This is a genomic window from Jeongeupia wiesaeckerbachi (assembly GCF_050916355.1).
In the GTDB taxonomy this organism is placed as follows: Bacteria; Pseudomonadota; Gammaproteobacteria; order Burkholderiales; family Chitinibacteraceae; genus Jeongeupia; species Jeongeupia wiesaeckerbachi.
The window spans coordinates 1,804,568-1,829,896 of the sequence record NZ_CP136946.1; the positions used below are offsets into that span (position 1 = coordinate 1,804,568).

General features: G+C 65.8%; 24 protein-coding genes. 7 read left to right on the forward strand and 17 right to left on the reverse strand.

Going from position 1 to position 25,329, the window contains the following annotated elements:
* Window positions 1–21: 21 nt before the first annotated feature.
* From R0382_RS08745 to R0382_RS08775, 7 genes are all read right to left on the reverse strand, one after another.
* Window positions 22–807, reverse strand: coding sequence for a caspase family protein (locus R0382_RS08745; RefSeq protein ID WP_432723982.1), 786 nt, complete (start codon window positions 805–807; stop codon window positions 22–24).
* A 317-nt stretch (window positions 808–1,124) separates the two neighbouring features.
* Window positions 1,125–2,027 (reverse strand): sugar kinase, encoded by a 903-nt coding sequence (locus tag R0382_RS08750; protein WP_432723983.1) that lies wholly within the window; start codon window positions 2,025–2,027, stop codon window positions 1,125–1,127.
* 10 nt (window positions 2,028–2,037) lie between these two features.
* On the reverse strand, window positions 2,038–2,427 hold the full coding sequence (locus R0382_RS08755; protein WP_432723985.1) for a RidA family protein: 390 nt from the start codon (window positions 2,425–2,427) through the stop codon (window positions 2,038–2,040).
* A 3-nt stretch (window positions 2,428–2,430) separates the two neighbouring features.
* On the reverse strand, window positions 2,431–3,918 hold the full coding sequence (locus R0382_RS08760; protein WP_432723987.1) for an N-acyl-D-amino-acid deacylase family protein: 1,488 nt from the start codon (window positions 3,916–3,918) through the stop codon (window positions 2,431–2,433).
* A gap of 46 nt (window positions 3,919–3,964) precedes the next feature.
* Entirely contained in the window at window positions 3,965–4,837 is an 873-nt protein-coding gene (locus R0382_RS08765; protein WP_432723989.1) for a MurR/RpiR family transcriptional regulator, read from the reverse strand.
* A gap of 7 nt (window positions 4,838–4,844) precedes the next feature.
* A complete protein-coding gene (locus R0382_RS08770) occupies window positions 4,845–6,188 on the reverse strand; it encodes a GntP family permease (RefSeq protein ID WP_432723991.1) in 1,344 nt (447 codons plus the stop codon).
* Window positions 6,189–6,338: 150 nt separating this feature from the next.
* Window positions 6,339–7,607: an amino acid deaminase gene (locus R0382_RS08775; RefSeq protein ID WP_432723992.1), complete on the reverse strand. Its 1,269-nt coding sequence runs from the start codon at window positions 7,605–7,607 to the stop codon at window positions 6,339–6,341.
* Window positions 7,608–7,890: 283 nt separating this feature from the next.
* Here R0382_RS08775 and R0382_RS08780 point away from each other — a divergent pair, with 283 nt between their 5' ends.
* Window positions 7,891–8,394, forward strand: coding sequence for a GAF domain-containing protein (locus R0382_RS08780; protein WP_432723994.1), 504 nt, complete (start codon window positions 7,891–7,893; stop codon window positions 8,392–8,394).
* Between the two features lie 56 nt (window positions 8,395–8,450).
* On the opposite strand, the gene R0382_RS08785 is transcribed toward R0382_RS08780, so the two are convergent.
* Complete coding sequence (locus R0382_RS08785; RefSeq protein WP_432723995.1) at window positions 8,451–9,620, reverse strand: FAD-dependent monooxygenase; 1,170 nt, start codon at window positions 9,618–9,620, stop codon at window positions 8,451–8,453.
* The gene (gene pepP / locus R0382_RS08790; protein ID WP_432723996.1) at window positions 9,617–10,912 is read right to left on the reverse strand and encodes a Xaa-Pro aminopeptidase; all 1,296 of its coding nucleotides are present in this window, start codon (window positions 10,910–10,912) and stop codon (window positions 9,617–9,619) included. The genes R0382_RS08785 and pepP overlap by 4 nt, the downstream gene beginning before the upstream one ends.
* 303 nt (window positions 10,913–11,215) lie before the next feature.
* Between pepP and R0382_RS08795 the strand changes: the two genes are divergently transcribed.
* Window positions 11,216–11,989: a hypothetical protein gene (locus tag R0382_RS08795; RefSeq protein ID WP_432723997.1), complete on the forward strand. Its 774-nt coding sequence runs from the start codon at window positions 11,216–11,218 to the stop codon at window positions 11,987–11,989.
* A 99-nt stretch (window positions 11,990–12,088) separates the two neighbouring features.
* Here the strand turns inward: R0382_RS08795 and R0382_RS08800 are convergent, their stop codons facing one another.
* From R0382_RS08800 to R0382_RS08825, 6 genes are all read right to left on the reverse strand, one after another.
* Window positions 12,089–12,976 carry a M48 family metalloprotease gene (locus tag R0382_RS08800; protein WP_432723999.1) on the reverse strand — a complete coding sequence of 296 codons (888 nt, stop codon included), beginning with the start codon at window positions 12,974–12,976 and terminating at the stop codon, window positions 12,089–12,091.
* The gene (locus tag R0382_RS08805; protein ID WP_432724000.1) at window positions 12,976–13,509 is read right to left on the reverse strand and encodes a hypothetical protein; all 534 of its coding nucleotides are present in this window, start codon (window positions 13,507–13,509) and stop codon (window positions 12,976–12,978) included. Before R0382_RS08805 ends, R0382_RS08800 begins: the two co-directional genes overlap by 1 nt.
* Window positions 13,509–15,323 carry a CHASE2 domain-containing protein gene (locus R0382_RS08810; RefSeq protein WP_432724002.1) on the reverse strand — a complete coding sequence of 605 codons (1,815 nt, stop codon included), beginning with the start codon at window positions 15,321–15,323 and terminating at the stop codon, window positions 13,509–13,511. The genes R0382_RS08805 and R0382_RS08810 overlap by 1 nt, the downstream gene beginning before the upstream one ends.
* Before the next feature lie 57 nt (window positions 15,324–15,380).
* Window positions 15,381–15,992, reverse strand: a complete 612-nt coding sequence (locus R0382_RS08815; RefSeq protein WP_432724004.1) for a GNAT family N-acetyltransferase — start codon at window positions 15,990–15,992, stop codon at window positions 15,381–15,383.
* Between the two features lie 76 nt (window positions 15,993–16,068).
* On the reverse strand, window positions 16,069–16,800 hold the full coding sequence (locus R0382_RS08820) for a YebC/PmpR family DNA-binding transcriptional regulator (RefSeq protein WP_432724006.1): 732 nt from the start codon (window positions 16,798–16,800) through the stop codon (window positions 16,069–16,071).
* 253 nt (window positions 16,801–17,053) lie between these two features.
* Window positions 17,054–17,878 (reverse strand): hypothetical protein, encoded by an 825-nt coding sequence (locus R0382_RS08825; protein ID WP_432724007.1) that lies wholly within the window; start codon window positions 17,876–17,878, stop codon window positions 17,054–17,056.
* A gap of 134 nt (window positions 17,879–18,012) precedes the next feature.
* On the opposite strand from R0382_RS08825, the gene R0382_RS08830 reads away from it, so the two are divergent.
* Genes R0382_RS08830 through R0382_RS08840 form a run of 3 tightly spaced genes read left to right on the forward strand, consistent with a single transcriptional unit; the run spans window position 18,013 to window position 22,674 of the window.
* The gene (locus R0382_RS08830; RefSeq protein ID WP_432724009.1) at window positions 18,013–19,560 is read left to right on the forward strand and encodes a sensor domain-containing diguanylate cyclase; all 1,548 of its coding nucleotides are present in this window, start codon (window positions 18,013–18,015) and stop codon (window positions 19,558–19,560) included.
* On the forward strand, window positions 19,554–21,125 hold the full coding sequence (locus R0382_RS08835; protein ID WP_432724011.1) for a sensor domain-containing diguanylate cyclase: 1,572 nt from the start codon (window positions 19,554–19,556) through the stop codon (window positions 21,123–21,125). The genes R0382_RS08830 and R0382_RS08835 overlap by 7 nt, the downstream gene beginning before the upstream one ends.
* Window positions 21,115–22,674: a sensor domain-containing diguanylate cyclase gene (locus R0382_RS08840; RefSeq protein ID WP_432724013.1), complete on the forward strand. Its 1,560-nt coding sequence runs from the start codon at window positions 21,115–21,117 to the stop codon at window positions 22,672–22,674. Before R0382_RS08835 ends, R0382_RS08840 begins: the two co-directional genes overlap by 11 nt.
* Here the strand turns inward: R0382_RS08840 and ubiA are convergent.
* Together ubiA and R0382_RS08850 are read right to left on the reverse strand one after the other, a co-directional pair.
* On the reverse strand, window positions 22,659–23,525 hold the full coding sequence (gene ubiA, locus R0382_RS08845) for a 4-hydroxybenzoate octaprenyltransferase (RefSeq protein WP_432724015.1): 867 nt from the start codon (window positions 23,523–23,525) through the stop codon (window positions 22,659–22,661). The genes R0382_RS08840 and ubiA overlap by 16 nt on opposite strands.
* A complete protein-coding gene (locus tag R0382_RS08850) occupies window positions 23,522–24,079 on the reverse strand; it encodes a chorismate--pyruvate lyase family protein (RefSeq protein ID WP_432724017.1) in 558 nt (185 codons plus the stop codon). The genes ubiA and R0382_RS08850 overlap by 4 nt, the downstream gene beginning before the upstream one ends.
* 113 nt (window positions 24,080–24,192) lie before the next feature.
* On the opposite strand from R0382_RS08850, the gene R0382_RS08855 reads away from it, so the two are divergent.
* Window positions 24,193–24,921: an AzlC family ABC transporter permease gene (locus R0382_RS08855; RefSeq protein ID WP_432724018.1), complete on the forward strand. Its 729-nt coding sequence runs from the start codon at window positions 24,193–24,195 to the stop codon at window positions 24,919–24,921.
* A complete protein-coding gene (locus R0382_RS08860) occupies window positions 24,918–25,250 on the forward strand; it encodes an AzlD domain-containing protein (RefSeq protein ID WP_432724020.1) in 333 nt (110 codons plus the stop codon). The genes R0382_RS08855 and R0382_RS08860 overlap by 4 nt, the downstream gene beginning before the upstream one ends.
* The last annotated feature ends 79 nt before the right edge of the window (window positions 25,251–25,329 follow it).

Here is a 25,329-nt window from a genome sequence, read left to right on the forward strand (position 1 = left end):
GTTCCTTACCGAACTGAAGACCTAGTTGAAGACCGGCCAGCCTTGCTGCGCGCGCGTGCCGCCGAGCTGCGGCGTTTGCGGGTAGTTCTGGCTCGGCAGCGATTGCCGGATGGTGGTGAACCAGTCGCGATAGGTGGCCGGGCTGCGTTTGAGCGCCTGCAAGGCCACGTAGCTGAATGCGCCGTTGGGCTTGCCGTTGAAACGGGCGTCATAGCTGAATTCGGTATCGCGGCAGCCGGCCATCAGGACGCCGCCGGCCGGGCGGGGCGGCTTGGCCGGTGCGGTGGCACGGCTTTGCGCCTTGGCCAGGGCCGCGCCGGTGAGGAAGGTTTCCGGGGCAAGGAAGCGGGTCCGGCCGCGATCGTCATCGCCGAGCGGCGGCGGCGCTTTGGCGACGGTGCCCGAGTGGCAGGAGTCGGCGATCAGGACGATGCGCACGCCGCGTTCGCGCTCGTCGAACAGCGCGTACAGCTCGTCGTCGCTGAGCGTCCGGCCTTGATGGATGTCGTGCGGGCAGAGGACTTCGTCGCGGGCATCGGGCTCGTCGCCGTCGTCGTCGGGCACCCACGAACCATGGCCGGAATAGGTGATCACGACCACGTCGTTGGCGCGTGCCGCGTCGACGTGCTGGCGGATGGCATCGACCATGGCCTGCTTGCTGGCATCGCCGTCGAGCAGCAAGCTCACCGCAAAGCCGCGTTGCTGCAATTCGGCGGCCCAGTCCTTGGCGTCGTTGACGCAGCCGGCCAGATCGCTACTGACGCCGGGATAGTCGTTGATACCGACGCAGAGTGCTGATTTGTGCATGATTCGCCCCGTATTCGCTGTCAATACGTGTGAGCGGATCGGCCAAGTCATTGAAGTCCGACTGTCGGTGCGCATCAGCGCAGCCTATGGCTATGTTGTGAACACTAGTTGCTTCATCTGTCGCTTTGGACGAAATCGGACAAATGGGCATGCCGATGGCAAAGCCGCGTTCTGACTGGGCTGGCGGGGGATTTTGCCGGGTGGTGCTGGCGGGGACGATGGGTGCCGGCAGCGCACGGCCGGATCGATACCTTGCCCGCTGGGCGAAAGTTTGGTCGATCCGGCCGGGCTGGCCGGTTGAGGCGTAAAGCGGAGACTTACTCGGGCGAACCCGGCATGGCCTCGGCCGGCATGATCGCGCCGGGGTACTGGATCACCAGTCCGGCCAGCGCGTGGCCGTTGCGGGCGGCATCGGTGGCGCTGATGCCGTTGATCCGGGCGGCGAGGTAGCCGGCGGCGAACGAATCGCCGGCGGCGCAGGTGTCGACGACGTGCTCGACCGGCTGCGTCGCGACGGCGACCCATTCGCTACCCTGCGCGATGATGCACGGCGCGGCGCCACGCTTGATGACGACCTCCAAGCAACCGGCGGCCTGCACGCGTTCGATCAGCGCATCGCCACTGTCGCCGAAGACGCGGGTTTCGTCGTCCTCGGTGATCAGTGCGATATCGGCAATCGCGTACAGCTGCGTGTAGGCATCGCGTGCTTCGGCTTGCGACCACAGCGCTGGGCGGTAGTTGTTGTCGAACCAGACGCGGCCGCCCCGGGCCTTGAAATCGACCAGCGCGGCGATCAGCCGGGCGCGTTCGGCCGAGGCCAGCAGCGCCAGCGTGATGCCGGACAGGTAGACCACATCGAGCCCGGCGAACAGTGCGGCAAAGTCCAGCCCGCTGGCTAGCCAGTGGCGTGCCGCGCTGTCGTTGCGCCAGTAGTGGAAGCGCCGCTCGCCGGCGTCGTCGGTCTCGACCAGGTAGAGGCCGGGCAGACGGCCGGGCAGGCGGGCGATCCGCTCGGTCGCGACGCCTTCGGCCTGCCAGGCGGCAAGCAGTCCGTCGGACAGGCTATCGTCGCCGAGCGCGCTCAGATAGGCGACGCGGTGCGCGTCGCCGAGCAGGCGCGACAGATAGACGGCGGTGTTGAGCGTATCGCCGCCGTAACGGCGTTCGAGCGGCTGGCCGGCGAGTTCGATCATCGCCTCGCCAAGGGCGCCGATGTGCATGCCCACCCCCTTACGGCTTCTTGTAGGCGATGCAGTCGACTTCGACCTTGCAGTCGACGACCATGCTGGACTGGACGCAAGCGCGTGCCGGCGGGTTGGCGCCGAAGTACTCCATGAATACGCGGTTGAACGACATGAAGTCGCGGGTATCGTCGAGCCAGACGCCGCAACGGACGACGTCCTCGGGGCCGTAGCCGGCTTCCTTGAGGATGGCGAGCACGTTCTGGATGGCCTGGTGCGACTGGGCGACGATGCCGCCGTCGATGATTTCGCCACCGACCATCGGGACCTGGCCCGAGACGTAGAGCCAGCCGTCGGCGCCGGCCGCGCGTGCGAATGGCAGATGCTGGCCGCCGGTACCCTTGCCGCCTTCGACGCCGATGCGAATGATGTCAGTCATGATTTAGTGCTCCTGTTGCGAGTTGGATGGGGAATTGAAGGTCGTGCGCACGTTGGTCTGACGTGGCAGGAAGCGGCCGGCGCGCACGCCGGTCGGGGTCTTTTCACGATAGGACAGCACGCCGTTGACCCAGACGCCATGGATGCCGTCGGCGGCCTGTTGCGGCTCGCTGAAGCTGGCGACGTCACGGATGCGCGCCGGATCGAACAGCACCAGATCGGCGCAGGCGCCGACGCGGATGCGGCCGCGGTCGGTGAGGCCGAAGCGATCGGCCGACAGGCCGGTCATCTTGCGCACGGCCTCGGCGAGCGGAAACAGGCCGACGTCGCGGCTGTAGTGGCCGAGCACGCGCGGGAACGCACCCCATAGCCGTGGGTGCGGCAGCGGGTCGTTCGGCAGGCCGTCCGAGCCGACCATCGTCAGCGGATTCGACAGGATGTGCTGGACGTCGGACTCCTGCATGCCGTGATAGACGGCACCGGCCGGTTGCAGCCGGCGCGCGGCGTCGAGCAGCGACACGCCCCAGCCGGCGGCGATGTCGGCGAGGGTGCGGCCGGCTTCTTCCGGATGCGGCGTGCTCCAGGTGATCAGGATGTCGAAATCGTCGGTGACCTGCTTGAGGTCGAGCGTCGACGAACTCGCCGAATACGGATAGCAGTCGCAGCCGACCGGGTGGCCTTTCGCCGCCTTTTCCAGATGCGGAATGATCTCGCGGCTGCGGCCCCAGTTGCCGGCGCCGGCGCACTTCAGGTGCGAGACGACGACCGGTGAACGCGCATGGCGGCCGATCTCGAACGCTTCGTCGAGCGCGCCAATAATGCCGTCGAACTCGGTGCGCAGATGCGTGGTGTAGACGCCGCCGTGGGCATCGAGCACCTCGGCCAGCTGTTTGACTTCATCGGTGGAGCTGGAAAACGCCGAGGCGTAGGCCAGCCCGGTCGACAGCCCGAGCGCGCCATTCGCAAGCGCGTCGTCGAGTTCGGCACGCATCGCGGCGATTTCGGCGCCGGTCGCTTCGCGGTCGAGCTGGTCCATATGGTTCTGCCGCAACGCGGTATGGCCGACCAGCGCGGCGACGTTGACCGCCGGCTGGGCCGCGTCGACGGCGTTGCGGTAGTCGATGAAGTGCGGGTAGGCGAAATGTTCGGCGTCGCCGAGCAGATTCATCGGATCGGGCGGATCGCCCTTCAGCCGCACCGGGCTGGCGCTGATGCCGCAGTTGCCGACGACGACGGTCGTCACGCCCTGCGACAGCTTCGGCAGCATCTGCGGCTGGCGGATCACATTGGTGTCGTCGTGGGTATGTACGTCGATGAAGCCCGGCGCGAGCGCGAGCCCGGCGGCGTCGATGTCCTCGCGTGCGCCGGCGTCGAATTCGCCGCCTTGCGGCACCACGGCGACGATGCGGCCGTCACGGACGGCAACGCTACCGGCGAATTCGCCGCCGTCGCCGTCGAGGATGCGGGCGTTGTGGATGATCAGGTCGTACATGAGGTCTCCAGGAGGGCAGGCAGCCAGCGGCATCGGCTCGGCCACGCTAGTCGCCGAGCGGCAGGCGCTGGTCGCCACCGCCGCGGTAGTTGTCGAGCACGAACTTGAGCCGGCGCAGCATTTCCTTGCTGTGGCTCTTGTGCAGCAGCGCCAGTTCGGTGGCGAGCACATCGATCACCAGCATCATGCCGTAGCGCGATGCCGACGGTTTGTAGATGAAATCGGTCTCGGTGGTGCGAAACGGCAGCAGCACGTCGGCCCGGCCCGCCAGCGGCGAATCCGGCACGGTGATGACCACCGTCTTCGCGCCGTACTGGCGGGCGATGTCGGTGATTTCCAGCAGCTCGGGCGTGACGCCCGAGGCCGACAGCAACAGCAGCACGTCGCGCTCGGACAGCGTGGCCGCCAGCATGCGCAGCAGCACCGGGTCGTGATACGCGGCGACCGGGTAGCCCAGCCGCGCCAGCCGGTACTGCACTTCATCGCCGAGCATCGTCGATGCGCCGCCGAAACCGGCGACACAGATCATCCGCGCCTTGTCGAGCAGCCCGGCGGCCGCGCGGAACTGCGCCTCGGAGAAGTGCGCCAGACTCTGGTGCAGCGCATCCTCGATCTCGGCGCAGATCCGGTTGTAGAACACGTTTTCCTCGCCGCCGGCGTGATCGGCGAGAAAACGGCTCCCGATCGCGCCGGCCTGCGCCAGCCGCAGCTTCAGATCGCGCACGTCGTCGCAGCCGGCCACCTTGGCAAAGCGCGAAATCGTCGCAATGCTGACCCCGGCCCGCTCGGCCAGCTCGTTGATGCTGGCGCTGGCGGCAAAGCCGAGGTCGGCAAGGATGGCGTCGGCGACCTTCTGCTCGGTCGTCGAGAGCTGGTCGTAGCGGGCGCGGATCTGGAAAACGATGTCGGAAGTGCTCATAGGGGCCTTAGATGACCAGCGACAGTGCCAGTACCAGCATGAGACCGATGACCGACACCATTGTTTCCAGCACCGTCCAGGTCTTGAAGGTCTGGGCGACGGTCATGTTGAAGTACTCCTTGATCAGCCAGAAGCCACCGTCGTTGACGTGCGAGAGGATCAGCGAGCCGGCGCCGGTGGCCAGTACCAGCAGTTCCGGGTGCGGATAGCCCTGCGCCATCGCGATCGGCGCGACGATGCCGGCGCCGGTGCTCATCGCCACGGTGGCCGAGCCGGTGGCGATGCGCATCAGCGCCGCCATGATCCAGCCCAGCAGCAGCGGCGACAGGTGCAGCACGTTCGACAGCGAAACGATCTCGTGGGCGACGCCCGAATCGACGAGGATGCGGTTCAGGCCGCCACCGGCACCGACCAGCAGCGTGATCCCGGCGGTCGGCGCCAGGCACTCCTGGGTGAACTTGAGGATGGTCTCGCGGTTGAAGCCGCGCGCCAGGCCCAGCGTGAAGAAGCTGACCAGCGTGGCGATCAGCAGCGCGACGACCGAGTTGCCGATGAAGTGCAGCAGATCGTTCGCCAGCGTGCCCTTGGTCGCGAGCACGTCGGCCCAGCCGCCGAGCAGCATCAGGAAGACGGGCAGCAGGATGGTGAACAGCGTGATGCCGAAGCCCGGCAGATCGCGTTCGCCGTCCTGATGGATGAACTGGTCCTCGAGCGGGTTGTGCGCCGGCAGTTGCACGCGCGGCGCGATGAACTTGGCGAACAGCGGGCCGGCGATGATCGCGGTCGGAATGCCGACGAGCAGCGCATAGAAGATCGTCTTGCCGACGTTGGCGTGGTATTCGCCGACGGCGATCATCGCGGCCGGATGCGGCGGCACCAGACCGTGGACGACCGACAGACCGGCGACCATCGGCAGGCCGACCAGCAGCAGCGAGGTGCCGGTGCGGCGGGCGACGTTGAAGGCGATCGGAATCAGCAGCACGAAGCCGACTTCGAAAAAGATCGGCAGGCCGACGAGGAAGGCAATGCAGACCATCGCCCAGTGGACGTTCTTCTCGCCGAACTTGGATATCAGCGTCCGGGCGATGCGCTCGGCGCCGCCCGATTCGGCCATCATCTTGCCGAGCATGGTGCCGAGCGCGACGATCAGCGCGATATGGCCGAGCGTCTTGCCGACGCCGCCTTCGTACGACGAAACGATGCTGTTGACCGGCATGCCGGCGACGAGGCCGAGGCCGAGCGAAATGATGGTCAGCGTGATGAAGGGGTTGAGCTTGTAGCGGGCGATCAACAGGATCAGCGCAATGATGGCGACGAGCGCATAGAGCAACAGCGGACTGCTTGTGAGCATGGTTAACGACTCCTGGATTGTGATTGCTGGCGTTGGCCCGTGCCGCGGGCGGCAAGGTCAAGCCGTTTTCCACCCCGATGCGGCGCCCTCTGTGTGGCTGCTCGATCATCGGTGGCGGCCGCCGGCGTGGTGAGCCGGCGGGGTCGATCGCTAGAAGAAGGTCTCGACCAGTTCGGTCACCGTATAGCCTTCGTCGACGATGGCGAGCTGGCGCCATTTGTCGAAGGTCAGGCACGGGTGGGAAATTTCGAAGGCGATCAGGTCGCCGACGGCGATGTCGTCGCCGTCCTGCAGCCCGTCGAGGTAGGCGTGCTGATCCATCATGCCGCTCAGCTGCCAGTGCGCTGGCACCGCGCGCGGGGCGGTTTCGCCGGGGCGGTGTTGCAGCGCCGGTGTCGGCAGGCCGGCGTCGAAGGCCGCGTCGCGCTTGCCCAGTGCGATGATGGCGCGGCCCGGCTCGGGCAGCGACTGCACATAGGCCCACAGTTGCAGCGCCGGCAGCAGGCTGGCGTTCATCTCGCGCGCGACCGGATTGTCGGCGTCGATGCGTGCCTGCGAAGCCTTGTAGATGCCGACGTCGTGGGTCAGGTAGCAACCGGGGCGCAGCACGATGTCGACCGGGCGGCTCAGCGCCAGTCCCGACCACTCGGACGCGACCACGTCGTACCACGCCGAGCCGGCGCCGCTGAGGATGGCCGTGTCGGTGCCGATCGCGCCGGTGTCGCACAGCTGGCGCAGCCGGTTGGCGGCGCGCTGCAGGAAGGCACGGATCTCGGCCTCGGTCTTGAGCACGCCTTCGTAGAGTTCGATGCCGGCCAGCTTGAGCGTCGGCCAGCGGGCGATCGCGGCGAGGATGTCATCCTCGGCCGCGGCGTCGCGTGCGCCGGTGCGGCCGCCCTGAACGCCGATTTCAAGCAGGACCTTGAGCGTCTGGCCGCGTTCGCTGAAGTAGGCGCCGAGCGCGTCGACGTTGGCGACCGAGTCGACGCAGCAGTAGAAGTCGAAGTCCGCATCGGCCTGCAGCCCGGCGATGATCGCCATATTGCCGCGACCGACCAACTGGTTGGCGAGCAGCACGCGGCGCACGCCGTGACGGTAGGCGGCGCGCGTTTGCGACGCGGTAGCCAGCGTGATGCCCCAGGCGCCCTGATCGAGCTGGCGCTGGAACAGCGCCGGGCTCATCGTCGTCTTGCCATGCGGCGCCAGCTTGACGCCGTAGCGGCCGATGAAGTCGCGCATCCACACGAGGTTGTGGGCGATGCGTTCGCCACGCAGCACCGCCACCGGCAGGCTCACGTCCTCGTCGAGGATGTTCCAGCCCAGCTGGGCGACATCGCCCAGCGTGTCATCGGTACCGAAGGCGCCCAGGCCTTTGCCACAAGGGGCAATCGGATGTGTCGAGAATGGATGCGCGGCCATGCTGTTTCCCGGTTTTGATTGATACTTTTTCGAGATTACTCCGTTGCTTTTTGGTTAATCAAGAAAATTATTTTCACAATTGACGAACGTCAAGCCGGGCCGCGGAAAGCGGCAGGTGGTCGGCGTGGCCGCGCCAGGGAGCCTTTGGCGTGGCCGAGCGCCTACCGCGCAGCTCTGTTTGCGCAGGTCCGCCAGACTATTTCAGCATCGATACCGGTGCGGGCTGGATTTGCAGGTGGGCATGCAGTAGATTTTTTAATGTCACTGACAACGGATGCCCTGAATGCTCGCACCCCGATTTCCCGCCGACGAAGCGGTTCGCTTGGACACCTTGCGGAGCCTGCTGATCCTGGATACCGCGCCCGAGGAACGATTCGACAACCTGACGCGCGCTGCGGCCGGGTTTTTCCGCGTGTCCATCGCCGTGGTGTGCCTGATCGACGCCGACCGGCAGTGGTTCAAATCGGTCTGCGGGATGGATGTGACCGAAACCGCGCGCGAGGTGTCGCTTTGCGCGCACGCGATCCTGCAGGAGGAGCCGCTGGTGGTCGAAGATACCTCGCTAGATCCACGTTTCTCCGATAACCCGCTGGTGACCGGTGCGCCCAATATCCGTTTCTACGCCGGTGTACCGGTCAAGGCGCACAACGGCTGCAATCTGGGCACGCTGTGCCTGATCGACCGCTTGCCGCGCAGACTCGAGCCCTTCGAGCGCGAAATGCTGGTCGACATGGCCAAACTGGTCGAGGTCGAGCTGCTGCGCGCGCCGCCTCCCGTCAGAAACTGATGTCCGAAATGGAAACAGGCCCGCAAGCGGGCCTGTTTCTTTTGGCGGCGGGGCGGTCAGCGTGCGCCGTAGACCATCTTGCGTGCGAAGCCGCGCCGTAGCGGGCCGATCTGGTCGAGTGCCAGCAGGCCGGCACTGCGGGCGTGCTTCAACAGCGGATTCGGATTGTCGAACCAGCCGATCAGCCCGTCGGTAAAACGCGTGACGCGACCGGCGTCCTGACGGCGCAATGCGGCGTAGCGCGCCAGCGTCGCCGCTTCGCCGAGCTGTGCCGCCGGTGTGATGCTCAACAGATCCGCAAGCGTGGTCGCATCGCGCAGACCGAGGTTCAAGCCCTGACCGGCAACCGGATGCAGCGTCTGCGCAGCATTGCCGATCATCACCACGCGGCGGCCGACGACCGAGTCCAGCGTTTTCAGCGCCAGCGGCCAGCCGGCGCGCGCGCCGACGCGGGTAAAACCGGCAATCCGGCCGGCGAAACGTGCGCTGACCTGTGCGATGAATTCGGCGTCGGACAGCGCGAGTTTTTCCTCGGCACCGGCCGGTGTCTGCGTCCACACCAGCGTGTAGTCGTCGCCATTGGGAAGCAGTGCCAGCGGGCCGTCGTCGGCGAAGCGCTCGAAAGCAACGCCGAGGTGCGGCTCGGTCGGCGTGATGGTCGCGAGGATCGCGTGCTGCGCGTACGGTTTGACGGTCTGCTTCACGTCGTCGAAGCCGGCGAGCAACTGGCCGCCGTCGGCGAGCACGACAAGGCTGGCGGTGAGCTGGCGCCGGCCGTGCGGCGTTGCCAGGCTCAGCCGCGCATAGCGGGCCAGCCGATCGACACCGGTGACGGTGGTGCCAAGCGCGACCGCGGCCTTGCCGGCCTTGAGGCGATCGAGCGCCAGTCCGGCCAGCGCGCGATACGGTACGACGTAGCCGAGCGCCGGCAGACCGATTTCGGTGCTGGATAGCTCGGTGCGGCCGAGCGTGCCGGCTTGCGAGACATGGACGCGGGTGATTGCCGTCGCGCTTGGATCGTCACCCCACAGGCCGACGCGGCCCAGTGCTTCGGCGCTGGCGTGCGACAGCGCCAGCGCGCGCGGGTCGGCCGGCGTGGTGACGCGGGCTTCGATCGCCAGCGCGTTGATGCCGGCATCGGCCAGCCGCAGCGCCAGCAGCGCGCCGACCGGGCCGCCGCCGACGATGGCGACGTCGACGTGTTCGGGCAGGCGTTCAGCGATCATTGCTGCGCCATCCAGGCTTCGATGTCGGCGACGCTGCGCGGGCAGTCGTCGGTCAGCCATTCGAAACCGTGCTCGGTGATGACGACGTTGTCCTCGATCCGGACGCCGATGTTTTCGAACTCGGCCGGCACATTGTCGGCCGGGCGGATGTAGAAGCCCGGCTCGATCGTGAACGCCATGCCGGGTTCGAGCGCGCGCCATGTGCCGTTCTGCATATAGGCGCCGGCGTCGTGGACGTCGAGGCCGAGCCAGTGGCCGGTCCGGTGCATGTAGAACTGCCGGTAGCTGCCGGTTTCGAGTACCTCGTCGAGCGAGCCTTTCAGCAGCTTCAGGTCGAGCATGCCCTGCGCCAGCACCCGCGTCGCCGCGTCGTGCACGGCACCCCAGCTGTTGCCCGGCCGGGATTCGGCCTGCGCGGCTTCGTGCGCGGCCAGCGTGATTTCGTAGACGGCCTTCTGCGCCGGACTGAAGCGGCCGTTGACCGGGAAGGTGCGGGTGATGTCGGACGCGTAGCCGCCGATTTCGCAACCTGCGTCGATCAGGACCAGCGCGCCGTCGTCGATGCGGGCGTTGTTCTCGATGTAGTGCAGCACGCAGGCATTGGCGCCGCCGGCGACGATGCTGGTGTACGCCGGGAAGCGGCTGCCCTGGCGGTAGTAGTCGTGCAGCAGCTCGGCCTCGAGTTCGTATTCGAACACGCCCGGCTTGGCAAAGCGCATCGCGCGCTTGTGCGCGGCGACATTGATCCGGCCGGCGCGGCGCATGATCTCCAGCTCGTGCGCGTCCTTGAACAAGCGCATTTCGTTGATCGCGTCGCGGACCTCGACGATCTCGCCCGGCGCCGCGATGCCGGCGCGGGTGAAGGCGCGCACGCCGGCCAGCCAGCCGGAGAGCCGGCTGTCCCAGGCCCTGTCCTGACCGAGCGGGAAGTACACGCGCGGCTGGTTCTTCATCAGCTCGACCAGGCGCGCGTCGAGTTCCTCGATCGGGTAGGCCGCGTCGAAGCCGAAGGTGTCGGCTGCGGCGGCCGGGCCGTGGCGGTAGCCGTCCCAGATCTCGCGTTCGAGGTTTTTTTCGCGGCAGAACAGGATGGATTGCGGTGCGTCGCCGGTGACGATGACCAGCACCGCCTCGGGTTCGGCAAAGCCACTGAGGTAGTAGAAGCTCGAATCGTAGCGGTAGGGGAAAGCGGTGTCGGCGTTGCGGTTCAGTTCCGGCGACGTCGGCAGGATCACGAGGCCGGGGGCCAATTGGCTGGCCAGCGCGGCGCGGCGTTGAGCGTAGGGCTGCATGGAGCGCGTCCTGTTGGTGTTATCCGCCAATTATAAGGCCGGATGGGACGGCAGGTGACCGAGCTGCAGCGCCACGTGGCGCTGTGCCAGTGTTTCAGCCAACTGTGGGCGCCCGGCCCGTGCGGGATAAGTGCTGCATAAAGTCGCCGACAATGACGAAAGCATTATTTGTGCCAATTTTTCGTGGAAAAGCGACAACTTCCTTGGAGGAAGGCGTCAAAAATTGGCCTGAGGTTCTCTGTTCTTCATAATTCATTACGCATCATGAAAATAATCTCCTTTGATATAAGACAGAATCAAGTAATGAAAAAACAAATTACCGCATTGCTCTCTTTCGCTGCTTTGTCCTGTGCCGCTACAGCGGTGCAGGCAGTTGAACGCGAAGGCGTTTATTTTGACGTCAATGAGAACGTCCAAACCAACGACAGCAAGGTCTACAACACGCAGCTCGGCCTTGGTTACAAGGCCGTTGACGAGCATGGCATTTTTGAAGTCCGCGGTAGCGGGCTGTACCAGAAGGGTTATGGCGACGAAAGCGACAGCTACGACCATGGCAACGGTTTCGCGCTCGACGGTATGTACAAGTCCCCGCTGCTTGGCGGCTCGACCCGTATTCTGGCCGGTGCCAGATGGCAGATCAGCAAGGACGAGTACACGAACGATGAATTCAGCGGCGACATCCGCGGCAATGGTTACACCTTCTTCGGTGGCGCACAGTTCGATCTGAATCCGTCGCTGCGCTTGCAGGCGCTGGCGAGCTGGGGCAGGAGCAAGGCCACGTATGACAAGGCGCTGTTCGCCGGCTCGGCCGCCAATGATATTTTCAATGATGACCCGGAAGGCGACATCAAGACGACCGGGCTGGCATTCCGGCTCGAGTACGATGTCAGTGCAAACTGGACCATAAATGCAGCGGCCGGCTTCTACCGTACCAGCTACGACAATATCGAGGCTGATCTGACACCGATGGCCGCCGCGTACGCATTCGGCGACGCGAGCGCCACCCGTGTCTGGATGGAAGGCAGCGAGGACATCAGGTACAGCGAGTACTCGATCGGCGCTCGCTACCAGTTCTGATCCCTTCGCGGCAGACACAAAAAAACCGGCTAAGCCGGTTTTTTTGTGTCTGCTTGATGCTTTCTTGAAAGCTGGCATCGCTGCCCTGAAACGCTAGGTTTAGCGTCCGGTCGCGGCGCGGAAGCGGGCGGTGTTCTCGACGCCGCCGGCGTACTTCTCCAGCTTGCTGCCGATATTGCGGTCGATATAGTCGAGCCGCGCCTGCGGGCTAGGGTGGGTGCTGAACATCAGCTTGACGCTGCCGTCGGCCGGGTTGATCTCGCCGAGGGTCTGCAGCACCGACACCAGGGCGTACGGGTTGTAGCCGGCGCGGGCGGCCAGCACCATGCCGGTGACATCGGCTTCGAACTCGTCGTCCTTGTCCAGACCACGGACATAGACTTCGGAGACGCCCGACAGCACATTGGCGCCGAGCTGGCGGCGCGCGTCGTCGGTCTTGTACTGGGCGACGCCCTGCAGCGCATTGGCGACGGCTTCGCGACCCTTGCCCGATTGCGCGGCGCGGGTGACATGGTGGCGCAGCACGTGGGTGATCTCGTGGCCGAGCACGCCGGCGAGTTCGGATTCGTTGCGCAGCCTGTCCATCAGCCCGCGGGTGATCAGCACCACGCCGCCCGGCGTCGCGAAGCTGTTGACGTTGGGCGTGTCGATGACGCCGAAGCGCCAGTCGAGGTTCGGTGCTTCGCTCTGGCTGGCGACCCAGCGGCCGACCTGATTCACATAGCTTTGCAGGCCGGCGTTGCCCACCAGCGGCGCGGCGCCGAGCAGGTTGGCGGCCATGCCGTCGCCGAGGGTTTTCTCTTCCTTCGGCCCGATCGTGCGGTTGGCGTCGATGGTGTTCTGCACCGCGCCGACGACCGAGTTGACGAGGTCCGGGTTCTCGATCGCCTTGTTGAGCAGGTCGGACAGATTCGATGCGAGTACCGGTTGCGCGAGCGCACCGGCGAGCAGCACGGCGATCAGTCGGGATGTCGGGCTGATCCTCATCACGGGCTCCTCCGGCGGTTTTGCGGATCGTTGGCCGGCGCCGAATCTGACGTCGCGGCGCGCGAGACGACATAAGGCACGCTGCGCGGTTTCAACCCGTTGGCAGCGGCGCTGCCCGCGGCGCTCTGGCGGGTCGCGTCATAGCCGTCGAGTTTTTTCAGTTCGGCGTAGTTCGGTCTGGCATTGCGGATCTGCTCGCTCGACAGCCCCTTCGCGCCGGTGGTCACCGTCGTGCCGGACGAGCCGGTATTCAGCACGCTGCCGAGCTGGCCGATGCCGCCGCCGGTGCTTCTACCATTGCCGGTGCGCACGTTCAACAGTTTGACCCAGCCGCTCTGGCTGCCCGATTTCACCTGCATCCACGCACCCTGACGCGCGACGATGTCGACGCGCGCGCCGCTGCCGAGCTTGCCGGCGCTGGCGGCATCGCTGAACGGTTTCTGCTTCAGGTCGCTGGTGCGGACCAGCGTGCCGCTCTCGGCCCAGGCGATGCTCGCCAGGCTCAGCAGCACGATTGCTAGCAACGATCTCATCACTTCTCCTCATTGCTAAGGGGTTCATACAGGCGGACGGCCTCGGCGCGTCCCTTGACGTGGTGTTCGCCGCGATCGTCGAAATCGAAGGCAGCACCACACGCATCACGGGTCGCCTGCGATACCAGAATCCGTGCGATCCCCTTGGTTTGACCTTCGATCCGGCTGGCAAGGTTCACCGTATCGCCGATCGCGGTGTAATCGAGCCGATCGTCGGCGCCGATGAAACCGACGACGGCGCGGCCGGTGTGGATGCCGATGCCGATATCGAACTCGATGCCATCGAGCGCCAGTTCGGCGCGGAAGGCTTCGAGCTCGCGGCCCATTTCCTGTGCCGCGGCAACGGCGTGCCGGGCGTGTTCGCTATCGTCGACCGGGGCACCCCAGAACGCCATGATCGCGTCGCCGATGAATTTATCAAGCGTGCCGCCATGGCGAAAGACGACTGCGACCTGTCGTGAAAAATAACGGTTTAGTAAAGCAACTACCTCTTCGGGCGAGCGCGTTTCGGACAGGCTGGTAAAGCCGCGGATATCCGAGAACAGCACCGTCACTTCGCGCGCGGCCGGCGCGCTGTCGAGTCGGTCGCCAGCGACAAGGGCGGTGACGACGCGCGGATCAAGGAAGCGGCCGAACAGCCGCACCGCGGCCTCGCGCCGGGCGCGTTCCTTGACGTAGGCGATCAGCGCCGCGAACAGGTAGTAGACCCAGCCCCAGACCAGCGCCATCGCCAGTGGCAGGAAGTACAGCGCCGTCTGGGCGAACGCCATTGTCGCGGCACCAAGCAAGGACGCCACGCCCATGGCCAGCGCCAGCCAGACGCTGTTGATGCCGAGCTGGAAACCCAGCGCCAGCAGCGCCGTCAGCGCCAGCGCCAGCGCGGCGAAGCCGTAGCGCGAAGGCTCGCGTAGCCAGTTGCCGTGTTCGAGATTGTCGATCGCGGTGGCGAGGATCTCGACGCCGGGCCAGGACTTGGACAGCGGCGTCGGCCGCAAATCCTGCAGCCCCGGGGCGGCGGTGCCGATCAGCACGATCTTGCCGGTGAATTCGTCCGACGGCCGCTGCGGGTTTTCGCGCCCGGCGTCGTGATAGACATCGGCGTAGCTGACCGTGGCATGCCGTGGTGTCCAGTTCAGCCGCATCCGCTGGGTATCGGGCTGTGGCCAGTGGAAGCGTTGCGCCAGCGTCGTGGGCAGCGAAGGCATCCGCCAGCCGGCGCGCTCGGCGTAGCGCAGGTAATGTCGGCCGATGCCGTCGTTGTCGGCGTCGAAATTGATCAGCCCGCCGCGCCAGCTTGCCGGATCGAGCACCAGCGGCAGCAGCAGCGGCGCACGGGCGTCCGGCGCGGCATGCGGCAGCCGTTCGAGACCGAGCGACGCCGGCAGCTCGGCGAGCTTTGCGCCCTGGCCGTCGCCGAGCAGCACCGTCGGCACGAAGACGTTCGGCGTCGCCGCGACCGTGTCGCGCAGCAGGGCGTCGCTGTCGGCGCGGAAGGTGTCGGCCTCGTTGAACAGCAGGTCGAAGACGATGGCGCGCGGATGCTGCGCGGCGATGGCTTCGATCAGCTCGGCGTGCACCGCGCGTGGCCAGGGCCAGCTGCCGGCTTCGTCGTTCATCAGCTCAAGGCTGCGCTGGTCGATGTTGACGATGACGATGTCGGGCGACGGCGTGCGCGCCGGGAGCATCGCCCGCGTCAGTGCATCGCCGGCCTGCGCGTCGACGCGCTCGAACAGCGCCCAGCGGTAATCGGCAGCGATTGCCAGTGCGACGATGCAGAACAGGATCAGGTAGGCGTAGTGCTTGAGCGGCGTCATGGGCGTGACCGGATGGATGTTCACAGCATGGCGCCCGTCATCCGCACAGACAAGTAATCAGCTGTGACCAGATGTTGACGCCAGCCGCTGCGTGAGCGTGGCCTTGACGCCGGGCCAGTCGAGATCGGTGATGGCGTACAGCACGCTGTCGCGGATGTGGCCGGTCCAGATGATGCGGTCGCGCCGCAACACGCCTTCGCGCACCGCACCGAGCTTGGATATTGCCGCCTGGCTGCGCAGATTGCGCACGTCGGTCAGCAGCTCGACCCGGCGTACGCCGTTGCCGAAGGCCTGTTCGAGCATCAGCAGCTTGGATTCGGCGTTGACGCGCGTGGCGCGGACCGACGGATGCAGGAAGGTCGCGCCGATCTCGACGCACTGCCGCTCGGGCTTGATGTTCAGAAAACTGCTGGTGCCGACGATACGACCGCTGGCGCGCTCGCGAATCGCGTAGGCGATCCACTGGCCGGCGGCGACGCCATCGGTGAGCCGCGTCCACCAGGATTCGAAGTGCGCCCCCTGGCCGCTCATCATGAACAGCTGCCAGGCCTCCGGATCGCAGTCGAGCGCCGCACGGACCTCGTCCCGGAGTGCGTCGGCATACGGTTCGAGCCGGACCAGATCGCCCGACAGGTGGGTCGGGGACAGCGTGAACGTGGCGTCGTGCATGGCGGCTCCGGAACGGCGGTGGCTGTGGGCGGAAAAAAAGGGCCTGACGGCCCTTTTTGTTGCGGTGTCGCGGACTTTACTCGTCTTCGTCCATCAGCGCCGTGGTGTACACCTCTTGCACATCGTCGAGGCTTTCCAGTGCGTCGATCAGCTTCTGCATCTTGGCGATGTCGTCACCGGTGAGTTCGGTTTCCGACTGCGGCTTCATCGTCACTTCGCCCATCTCGGCCTTGAAACCGCCGGCTTCGAGCGTTTCCTTGATGCCGACGAATTCGTACGGCGGCGTGATGACTTCGATCGAGCCGTCGTCATTGGTCACGACGTCTTCGGCGCCGGCTTCGAGCGCGGCTTCCATCAGCGCGTCCTCATCGGTGCCAGGTGCGAACACGAGGTAGCCACAGTGCTTGAACTGGAAGCTCACGCAGCCGTCGGTACCCATATTGCCGCCGTACTTGCTGAAGGCGTGGCGCACGTCGGCGACGGTACGGGTCTTGTTGTCGGTCAGGCAATCGACCATCACCGCCGCGCCGCCGATGCCGTAGCCTTCGTAGCGGGTTTCAATGTAGTCGACGCCGTCGAGCGTACCGGAGCCGCGCTTGATCGCGTTCTCGATATTGTCCTTGGGCATCGATTCGCCCTTGGCCTTGTCGATCGCCAGACGCAGGCGCGGGTTCATGTTCGGGTCGGCGCCGCCCATCTTGGCGGCGACGGTGATTTCCTTGATCAGCCGGGTGAAGACCTGGCCGCGCTTGGCGTCCTGACGGCCCTTGCGGTGTTGAATATTCGCCCATTTGCTATGGCCGGCCATACGCGTGCTTCCCTGAAGATAACGGTTTGAATGGACGCGATTTTATCACAGCGCTTTTCGCGGCTGTATGGCCGCTGCCGTGGTGTTGACTTGGCGCAGCTCAGGCTATCCAGTGCAACGGTGCCGACAAGTCGTGCGGCACGTCCCGCGGGTGCGCTTGGCGGTCGCCGCCGTACGCGCCGTCTGGCCCGCGAGCCCAGTGCTGCCGGCAGGCATTGCGCCCGGCGGGAAGTGCCCTTGGGAATAGCTGCGCTTACAGCAGATGAACCGCGGTGCCGAGGCCGTAGACGAGGGCGGTGCTGCCGGCGGCGACGAGCGCGGCGCGGCGGCCAGCCAGCCGGGCAATCAATCCGGCGCTGGCGAGCACGACGGCGACCAGTCCCCACGGTGCCGGTACCACGGCGAGCAGGGTGGCGGCGGGCAGTGTGCCGCTGATCCAGGCAAGCGTGCGCAGACCGGCGCGCTGCCGCTGCGACGGCGGAGGCGGCAACAGGGCCGGGCAGGCCTCGATCAGCGCTGGCCAGCCGCTGTCGGGTGAGGCGCGCAGGGCCGCGACCAGCGCCAGCGCATGCGGTGGCGTACAGCCGGTGGCCAGCAGCAAGCCGGTCAGCCCGGTGCATTCCTCGGGGCCGGGCGATGCATCGTCGGCGGCTGGCGGGGCTTGCGGCGTTCGCCAGGCTGTGTACAACGCGCCGAACAGGAGCAGCAGCCACGCGGCGAACGCTTGCGTCGCCGGCAGCAGGCCGAAGCCGGCCAGCAGCGCCGAAACCACGGCGACGTACAGCGCGGCGGCGGTGGCGGTGTCTCGCGCTTGCTGCCAGACCGGCGCCTGCGTTGCGGTGTACAGGGCAATGCCCGGCAACCCGCAGCGCTCGAGCCAGGGCCAGCACCACAGCGGGCCGATTCGTCCGACAAGGTCGACGATGCGCCGTGGTGCAGCGGACGACGCGGGCAGCAGCGCGGCAATTTCCAGCCAGTACCACTGTCGCGGCGTGCCCGCTTCGCCATCGGAGAGCCGCCAGGCTAGCGCTGCAGCGTCATTGGCACGCAGGTGTGGCGTAAATGAGTCGGTCAGCATGTGGTGATTTTAAAGCGTGGCAAGGGGAAATCGTACGACGCGACCGTCGATAAAGTATCCGACAATGGCCGTATAAGACATGACCGCGGACGCAATCATGGTCGTACCACGGGGGCGGCCAACCGGGAGCTCAATTGCAGGGTATCAAAAATAAAATTCTCGCCAAGCCGGTGGAGTTTGGCCTGATTCTGTTTCTCGTACTCGGTGCGGCCTGGCTGGCCATTGCAGACCGCTGGAGCGACGCCATTGTCGTTGACGATGCCGCCGCGGATATCCGGCGCCTTGAGGCGCAAAAACGGGAGGAGCTGGCACAAACGCTGAGCCGCTTCAATCGCCGGGTCGAGCTGCTGAAGGCGGTGCCAAGGATCGTGGCCCAAGCGCCCGATGTGCGCAATGCGCTGCTTGACCCGGCTTCGCACGACGGCAGCACCGTCTTCCGGCTGCTGACCACGCTGGCCGATACCTTGCCGGTCGGCAAGATCATGATCTTCGACCGGACCGGCGTGCTCGTGATGTCGAGTGACCGGAGCGATGTCGGCAGGCTGTCCGAGTCGACGGTGCAGCACGGCAAGTTCTTCAACCGCGCGCTGAGCGGCTACAGCGATGCTTTCTATGGCGTCGATGCGATCACCGGCATGCCCGGCTTCTACTTTTCGGTACCCATCCTGTTCGGCGATATGGTGCTTGGCGCCGTCGTCGTCAAGCTGGAACTGGAAATGGTGACCAATGAAATCCTGAACCGTAACCTGACGCTGATCGACCAGAATGGCGTGATCGTTGCCGCAAGCAATCCGGCATTCCGGCTGATGGCGCATCCGGGCGCGATCGTCGACGCGCTGTCCACGGCGGAACGCTACCAGCTCTATCGGCGCAGTGCGTTCAAGCCGCTGGTGTTGCAACCGGCCAGGGCACCGTTGCCCGGCAGCGTCGTGATGTTGCCCAACGACCCGGTGCCCTATCTGCATCTCGACGGCCAGCAGGACATCGCCAGCGAATTGAAGGTGCACATGCTGCTGCCGCTGGAATCGCTGAATCATCTGCATGAGCGCCAGCAAGTCGTGCTCTGGCCGATGCTCTGCGCGGGCTTCCTGGCACTGGCGCTGGCGCTGCTGCTGCTGATCTATCTGGTTAGAACGCGTTTGCTGCGCCAGCAATTGACCGTCGCCAACCTTGAGTTGCGTCGCCAGGCCGAAAGCGATCCGCTGACCGGCGTCGCCAACCGGCGCAAATTCGACATGGTGCTGGAGACCGAACTGGCACGGGCGCGCCGCTATGCGCATCCGGTCTGTCTGGCGATCATCGACATCGACTTCTTCAAGCGGGTCAACGACGTCCATGGTCATCCGGCCGGCGATGCCGCGCTGATCTATCTGGCCGACATCATGGCGCTGGCGATACGCAACACCGATGTACTTGCGCGCTTGGGCGGCGAGGAGTTCGGGCTGTTGTTGCCGGAAACCGACGAGGCGGGCGCGGCACTATTGCTCGAGCGCCTGCGCGTCGTGATCGAAACCAGCGAGCTGGTCTATGACGGGGTGGCGATTCCGCTGACGATCAGCATCGGCTACGCCTGTGCCGGCCGCGATGACGATGTCGAGCAGCTGATGCGTCGCGCCGACGAAGCGCTGTATGCGGCCAAGCAGGGTGGGCGCAACCGCGTGTGCGCCGCGCCGCCATGCTGACACGGCTGAAACGCCGCATCCAGGCGCAGCCGATCGGTTTTGGCTGTGCCGTGTTCACCTTGCTGGCGGTGTGCTGGTTGCCGCTGGCCTGGTATCTGGCGCGCAGCGTGGTGAACGAGGAGGCCGAACGCTATGTCGTGCTGGTGAAGGCAAGACGGGCATCCGAACTCAATCGTGTCACCGACAATCTGCGCGGCCGTTTCGACTATCTGAAGGCGGCACCGGAGATCATTGCCCATACCGGCGAGATTCGCCGCGCGCTGCAACAGCCGAGCCGTGACGCTATCGACACCGGCAACCGCTATCTGCAGATGTACGTGGCGCGCTCGCTGGCCGACACGCTCTGGGTGCTCGACCGCAGCGGCAAGGTGCTGATGGGCAGCGACGCCGGGCAGCCAGACAACCTGATCGGAACCCATCTGCCACAACGGCAGTACTTCGTCGACGCCATCGGCGGCCTGCCGGGCATGCAGTTCAGTTACGGCACCCGGACCGGCATTCCGGGGTTCTTCTTTTCGGCGCCGATCATGGCGGATGGCATGGTGCTTGGCGTCGTGGTGCTCAAGGTCAAGGCCAGTACGCTGGACAAGGTGATCGACGACAGCGATCTGCTGATCTCGGACGTGTTCGGCGTCAGCGTGCTGGCGCGGCATGAGGCGCTGCGCATGCGCGCGCTGCCCGGCGCCGCGGCGTTGTCGCTGTCGGCCGAGATGCTGCAGCACCTGTATCACCGCAATGCGGTGCAAGCGTTGCGCCTGGTGCCGACGCAGAAGCCGCTGCCTCAGGGCCTGTTCTTTCTCGACGGCGGCGCCACGCCCTATCTGTTCCTGACGAATCACGACCCGCAACTGAACGGTCTGCGGGTGCACATGCTGGTGCCGATCCGTTCGCTCGAAGCACTGCCGGCGCAACAACGCTTTTACTTCGGACTGATCGGCGGCTGCGGGCTGCTGTTCGGGGCGTTCGGCCTGCTGGTTGCCATCTACCTGTTGCGCACCCGCGGCCTGAGCCGGCAACTGGCGCTGGCAAACCGCGAGCTGCGCCAGCAGGCCGACACCGATTTCCTGACCGGCTGCGCGAACCGGCGCAAGTTCGACCGGCGCTTCGCCAGCGAGCTGGCGCGCAGTCTGCGCTATGGCAGCCCATTGACGCTGGCCTTGATCGATATCGATCATTTCAAGCGGATCAACGATGTCCATGGTCATCCGGTCGGCGATGCCGCACTCATCCAACTGGTCGATCTGATCCAGCAGGGCATCCGCGAGACCGACCAGCTCGGCCGGCTCGGCGGCGAGGAGTTCGGTCTGCTGCTGCCGCAAACGGAGATCGACGGCGTGCTGGCCTTGCTCGAACGCCTGCGCAAGCAAGTCGAGCAGCAGGTGCTGCCGGTGGCGGGCGGCGAGATCGTGGTGACGATCAGCATCGGCTACGCCGCGGTGAGGCCCGGCGACGACGTCGCCCGCTTGCGCGCCCGGGCCGATGCCGCCTTGTACGCCGCCAAGCAGGGCGGCCGCAACCGAGTTTGTCGGGAAGCGAATGATATAATTGCGCCTGATGAAATCTGAGCATCCGCAACGTCCGTTCGCGCTGGCGGTGGTCGTCCTGACCCTGCTGGTCCTGGCCTGGCTCCCCGTGGCATGGTGGTTGAGCGCGACCATGACGCGCGCCGAGGCCCGGCGCAACGTCGACGACATCCGCACCCGCCGGGTGGAAATGCTCAAGCTGCAGACGTCGGGTTTCACCGATCGCTGGCGCTACCTGACCACCTCACCGGAAATCATCGCCAACAGTCCGGCCGTTTTGCGGGCGCTGGCGGCGCCGACGCATGAACATGTCAACGAGGCCAATCACTATCTGGGCATGCTGATCGAACGAACGATCGGCGACACGATCTGGGTCATCAGCACCGAAGGCCGGATCATCCTGGCCAGCGACGCAGAGAAGCCGACGACCTTGCAGGGGAGGACGCTGTCGGACCGGACTTTTTTCCACGACGTGCTGATCGGGCGCAGCCGGCAGTTCTTCGGCCATGGCATCTATACCGGCCAGCCGGGCTTCTATTTCTCGGTACCGATCCGGGTTGGCGACAGCATCGTCGGCGTTGCCGCCATCAAGGTACGGATCGATACCCTCGATGCGCTGTTCGGCGATCCGTCGATCCTGATCTCCGACCAGCACGGCGTGGTGGTGATGAGCAAGAATCCCGAGCTGCTCTGGCACACGCTGCCGGGCGCGAAGGTCGTCAGTCCGTCGCTGCGTGCACAGCGCTACGGCACGCTGCCGTTGCAGCCGCTCGGTCTGGCGCCGGTCAGCTCGGCGTTGCTGCCGGCCGGCCTCTATCACAAGGCGGGCAGCGAAACGCCATACCTGTTCCTCAGCCAGCAGGACGGCAGCAACGCCCGCCTGACGCTGCATATGCTGGTGCCTTTGCCCGAGCTGAACCGCTTGCCGGCGCAACAGCAGTTCTACTTCGCCTTGATCGGCGGCAGCGGCGCGCTGGCGCTTGCGCTGGTGACGCTGCTGCTGACCTATTTGCGCCACATCAAGCGTCTGGGCCGACAGCTCGCCGATGCCAACCGCGAGCTGCAACGTCAGGCCGACAGCGATTTTCTCACCGGTTGCGCCAACCGGCGCAAGTTCGAGCGAATGCTCAACGCCGAGCTGACGCGCAGCCACCGCTACGGCAATGCGCTGACCGTGGCGATCATCGATATCGATTTCTTCAAGCGCATCAATGACAGCTACGGTCATCCGGTCGGCGATGCCGGGCTGGTGTATCTGGCCAGGACGGTGACCGCGGCGATCCGCGACGGTGATTTGCTCGGCCGGATAGGCGGCGAGGAGTTCGCGCTGATGCTGCCGCAGACGTCGCTACAGGATGCCGAGACCGTGTTGCAGCGGCTCAGGACGACCTTCGAAGCGGAAGGTTTCATGGCGGGCGGCCGAAGGATCGGGTTTACCGTCAGCATCGGCTACGCGGCCGCTGTGGCGGCCGACGATATCGAGTCCTTGCTCCAGCGTGCCGACGCCGCGCTGTACGCCGCCAAACAGGGCGGCCGCAATCGCGTGTGCTTTAGTGCGGTGGCGGACGCCGTGCCTCAGCCGAACGCGTAGTCCAGCAGCACGCCGGCGAAGATTGCCGCACCCATGCGATTGGCGTTGAGAAAGGCGCGGAAGCAGGCCTGCGGCTCGCGATGGCGGATGCGCGGAAACTGGTCGAACAGCACCAGCAGCGCGGCCGCGCCGACGCCAGCCACGTACCAGCGGCCGCGGCCGATCTCAAGGCCGACGGCCAGCATGATCGCCAGGAAGGCGAAATAGCACGCCATGACGATGGCGACATCGAAGCGGCCGAAGGTGATCGCCGAGGTCTTGATGCCGATCTTCAGGTCGTCGGGCCGGTCGCACATCGCGTACGCGGTGTCGTAGGCCACCGACCAGAACACGTTGGCGAGCAGCAGCCACCACGCGGCGGCCGGCACCGCGCCGGTGACCGCCGCATAGGCCATCGGAATGCCAAAGCCGAAAGCCACGCCCAGATACGCCTGCGGGACGGCGAAGAAACGTTTGGTGTACGGATAACTGGCGGCGAGAAAGGCCGCCGGTATCGCTAGCAGCAGCGCCTGCCGGTTCAGTGGCAAGGCGATCAGCAGCGCGGCCAGCGCAAGGGCGGCGGCATAGAGCAGCGCGGCCTTCGCGCCGATCTTGCCACTGGTCAGCGGTCGCGCCTTGGTGCGTGCAACGTGCTTGTCGAAGTCCCGGTCGGCATAGTCGTTGACCACGCAGCCGGCCGAGCGCATCAGCACCGTGCCGGCGACGAAGATCGCCAGGATCGTCCAGTCCGGCAGGCCGCCACTGGCGAACCACAGCGCCCAGAGCGTCGGCCACAGCAGCAGCATGATGCCGATCGGTTTGTCGAGGCGCGCGAGGCGCAGATAAAGCGAGAGGGTGCTGTCTGAGTTCATTGTGTGGCGTCGGCGGCCGAGGTCGCCGCGAAAAACGGTGGCAGGAAGATTTCGGTCACCAGCAGGCGATCGTGGCCGGCGAAAAACAGCGAACGGCGCGCCCACAGCCGCATGGGCAGGTTGGCGACGTGCAGCGCGGCCTTGCGCCACAAGGGATGGCGGGCATCGACCTGGCGCCATGCCAGCGGCGAACGGCGGATCGTCGGCGTGGCAAACAGGAAGGAGCCGAGCGAGGCGTTGCCGAGCCGGCCGATCGGCCGAAAGCCGCTGCGCAGCGCGCGGTGCTGCAGCACGCTGTGGGCGAAGACCAGCGGGGTATCGCCGCTCATCAGCAGCACTTCGCGGGTCTCGACACGCTGGCTGCGGCGCGCCAGCGCAATCGCCCGGCCTTCGTCGTCATGGGGGGCGGCCAGGCCCTGCGCACAGACGCGCACCGAGAACGCCGGGAAATGCGCGACCAGCCTTGCGGTCAGCGAGCCGGATTCGGTCAGCCAGGGCCGGAGCGCAGGCGGGGCGAGGCAAAGCGGCGTGTGCCAGGAAGCGGAGCGGGGCATGGGCGCATTATGCCACGCCCCTCCGACCGCGATTCCGGCACTGTTTCTGTACCGGTCGTTTACTTACTGAGCTGTAACGGTGAAGGGCCGGTCGGCTCGCCTATCATCGGACGATGACTTCTATTTCTTCACCCTGTCCGTCCCGCGACGGCGTCGCCGCCGGTGTGCGCGATGCGCTGGCCATGGTCGTTGGCATCGTGCCTTTCGGCCTGATTTTCGGCACGCTTGCCGGCCCGGCCGGACTGCCGCCGTGGGCCGCAATGGTGATGTCGGCACTGGTCTACGCCGGTTCGGCGCAGTTCATCGCGGTCACACTGCTCGCCGCTGGCGTCAGCCTGCCGGTCATCATCGCGACCACGCTGATCGTCAACCTGCGCCACCTGCTCTACAGCGCGACGATGCAGCCCTATGTGCGTGACCTGCCGCGCCTCTGGCGCGCGTTTCTCGGCCACTTTCTGACCGACGAAGCCTTTGCCGTGATCTACAACCGCTTCAGCAGCCCGCGCGGCGGCGTCGATCGCCGGCGCTATTACCTCGGCGTCGCGCTGACGCTGTTCGCCGCCTGGACCGGTTCGACCGCGATCGGCGTGCTGCTCGGCAACGTCGTACCCGGCATCCAGCACTGGGGGCTTGAGTTCGCAATGGTCGCGAGCTTTGTCGGCATCGTCGTCCCGCAGCTGAAGAACCGTGCACAGATCGCAGCGGCACTGACTGCCGGCCTGGTCGCGCTGCTGGCGCACGGCCTGCCGTACCAGCTTGGCCTGATGGTCGCGGCGCTGACCGCGGTCGCCGTTGGCGTGTTGCTCGAGCGGACGATCGAATCGAAGGAGGGCGGCGCATGAACACCGTGCTGCTGCTGGCCGGCATGGCGGGCGTGACCTATGTGCTGCGCGTCGGTTTCTGGTTCGGTATCGGCGACGGCTTGCCGGCCTGGTTCAAACGGGCACTGCATTACGTCCCGGTTGCGGTGCTGACGGCGATCGTCGTGCCGGCGGTGCTGCTCAAGAATGGTGCTTTCGATCTCGACATCCACAATGCCCGGCTTGTCGGCGCGCTGGCCACCGGTCTGATCGTCTGGCGTTTCAAGCATTTGCTCGCCGGCATCGGCGGCGGCTTGCTGATCTTCGTGTTGTGGCGCTGGCTGGGCCCCTTGCTGGCGGCGTGGATTTGATCCATTTGGTTAATTGCAACAACTAATTGGATAGACTTCGAAGTTTAACGAAAGACTTTAGACAGTATTTGCCGAATCT

Coding starts and splice junctions, on each gene's coding strand:
- R0382_RS08745 (WP_432723982.1), bottom strand. CDS start 807: ATGCACAAATCAGCACTCTGCGTCGGTATCAACGACTATCCCGGCGTC.
- R0382_RS08750 (WP_432723983.1), bottom strand. CDS start 2,027: ATGCACATCGGCGCCCTTGGCGAGGCGATGATCGAACTCGCCGGCCAG.
- R0382_RS08755 (WP_432723985.1), bottom strand. CDS start 2,427: ATGACTGACATCATTCGCATCGGCGTCGAAGGCGGCAAGGGTACCGGC.
- R0382_RS08760 (WP_432723987.1), bottom strand. CDS start 3,918: ATGTACGACCTGATCATCCACAACGCCCGCATCCTCGACGGCGACGGC.
- R0382_RS08765 (WP_432723989.1), bottom strand. CDS start 4,837: ATGAGCACTTCCGACATCGTTTTCCAGATCCGCGCCCGCTACGACCAG.
- R0382_RS08770 (WP_432723991.1), bottom strand. CDS start 6,188: ATGCTCACAAGCAGTCCGCTGTTGCTCTATGCGCTCGTCGCCATCATT.
- R0382_RS08775 (WP_432723992.1), bottom strand. CDS start 7,607: ATGGCCGCGCATCCATTCTCGACACATCCGATTGCCCCTTGTGGCAAA.
- R0382_RS08780 (WP_432723994.1), top strand. CDS start 7,891: ATGCTCGCACCCCGATTTCCCGCCGACGAAGCGGTTCGCTTGGACACC.
- R0382_RS08785 (WP_432723995.1), bottom strand. CDS start 9,620: ATGATCGCTGAACGCCTGCCCGAACACGTCGACGTCGCCATCGTCGGC.
- pepP (WP_432723996.1), bottom strand. CDS start 10,912: ATGCAGCCCTACGCTCAACGCCGCGCCGCGCTGGCCAGCCAATTGGCC.
- R0382_RS08795 (WP_432723997.1), top strand. CDS start 11,216: ATGAAAAAACAAATTACCGCATTGCTCTCTTTCGCTGCTTTGTCCTGT.
- R0382_RS08800 (WP_432723999.1), bottom strand. CDS start 12,976: ATGAGGATCAGCCCGACATCCCGACTGATCGCCGTGCTGCTCGCCGGT.
- R0382_RS08805 (WP_432724000.1), bottom strand. CDS start 13,509: ATGAGATCGTTGCTAGCAATCGTGCTGCTGAGCCTGGCGAGCATCGCC.
- R0382_RS08810 (WP_432724002.1), bottom strand. CDS start 15,323: ATGACGCCGCTCAAGCACTACGCCTACCTGATCCTGTTCTGCATCGTC.
- R0382_RS08815 (WP_432724004.1), bottom strand. CDS start 15,992: ATGCACGACGCCACGTTCACGCTGTCCCCGACCCACCTGTCGGGCGAT.
- R0382_RS08820 (WP_432724006.1), bottom strand. CDS start 16,800: ATGGCCGGCCATAGCAAATGGGCGAATATTCAACACCGCAAGGGCCGT.
- R0382_RS08825 (WP_432724007.1), bottom strand. CDS start 17,878: ATGCTGACCGACTCATTTACGCCACACCTGCGTGCCAATGACGCTGCA.
- R0382_RS08835 (WP_432724011.1), top strand. CDS start 19,554: ATGCTGACACGGCTGAAACGCCGCATCCAGGCGCAGCCGATCGGTTTT.
- R0382_RS08840 (WP_432724013.1), top strand. CDS start 21,115: ATGAAATCTGAGCATCCGCAACGTCCGTTCGCGCTGGCGGTGGTCGTC.
- ubiA (WP_432724015.1), bottom strand. CDS start 23,525: ATGAACTCAGACAGCACCCTCTCGCTTTATCTGCGCCTCGCGCGCCTC.
- R0382_RS08850 (WP_432724017.1), bottom strand. CDS start 24,079: ATGCCCCGCTCCGCTTCCTGGCACACGCCGCTTTGCCTCGCCCCGCCT.
- R0382_RS08855 (WP_432724018.1), top strand. CDS start 24,193: ATGACTTCTATTTCTTCACCCTGTCCGTCCCGCGACGGCGTCGCCGCC.
- R0382_RS08860 (WP_432724020.1), top strand. CDS start 24,918: ATGAACACCGTGCTGCTGCTGGCCGGCATGGCGGGCGTGACCTATGTG.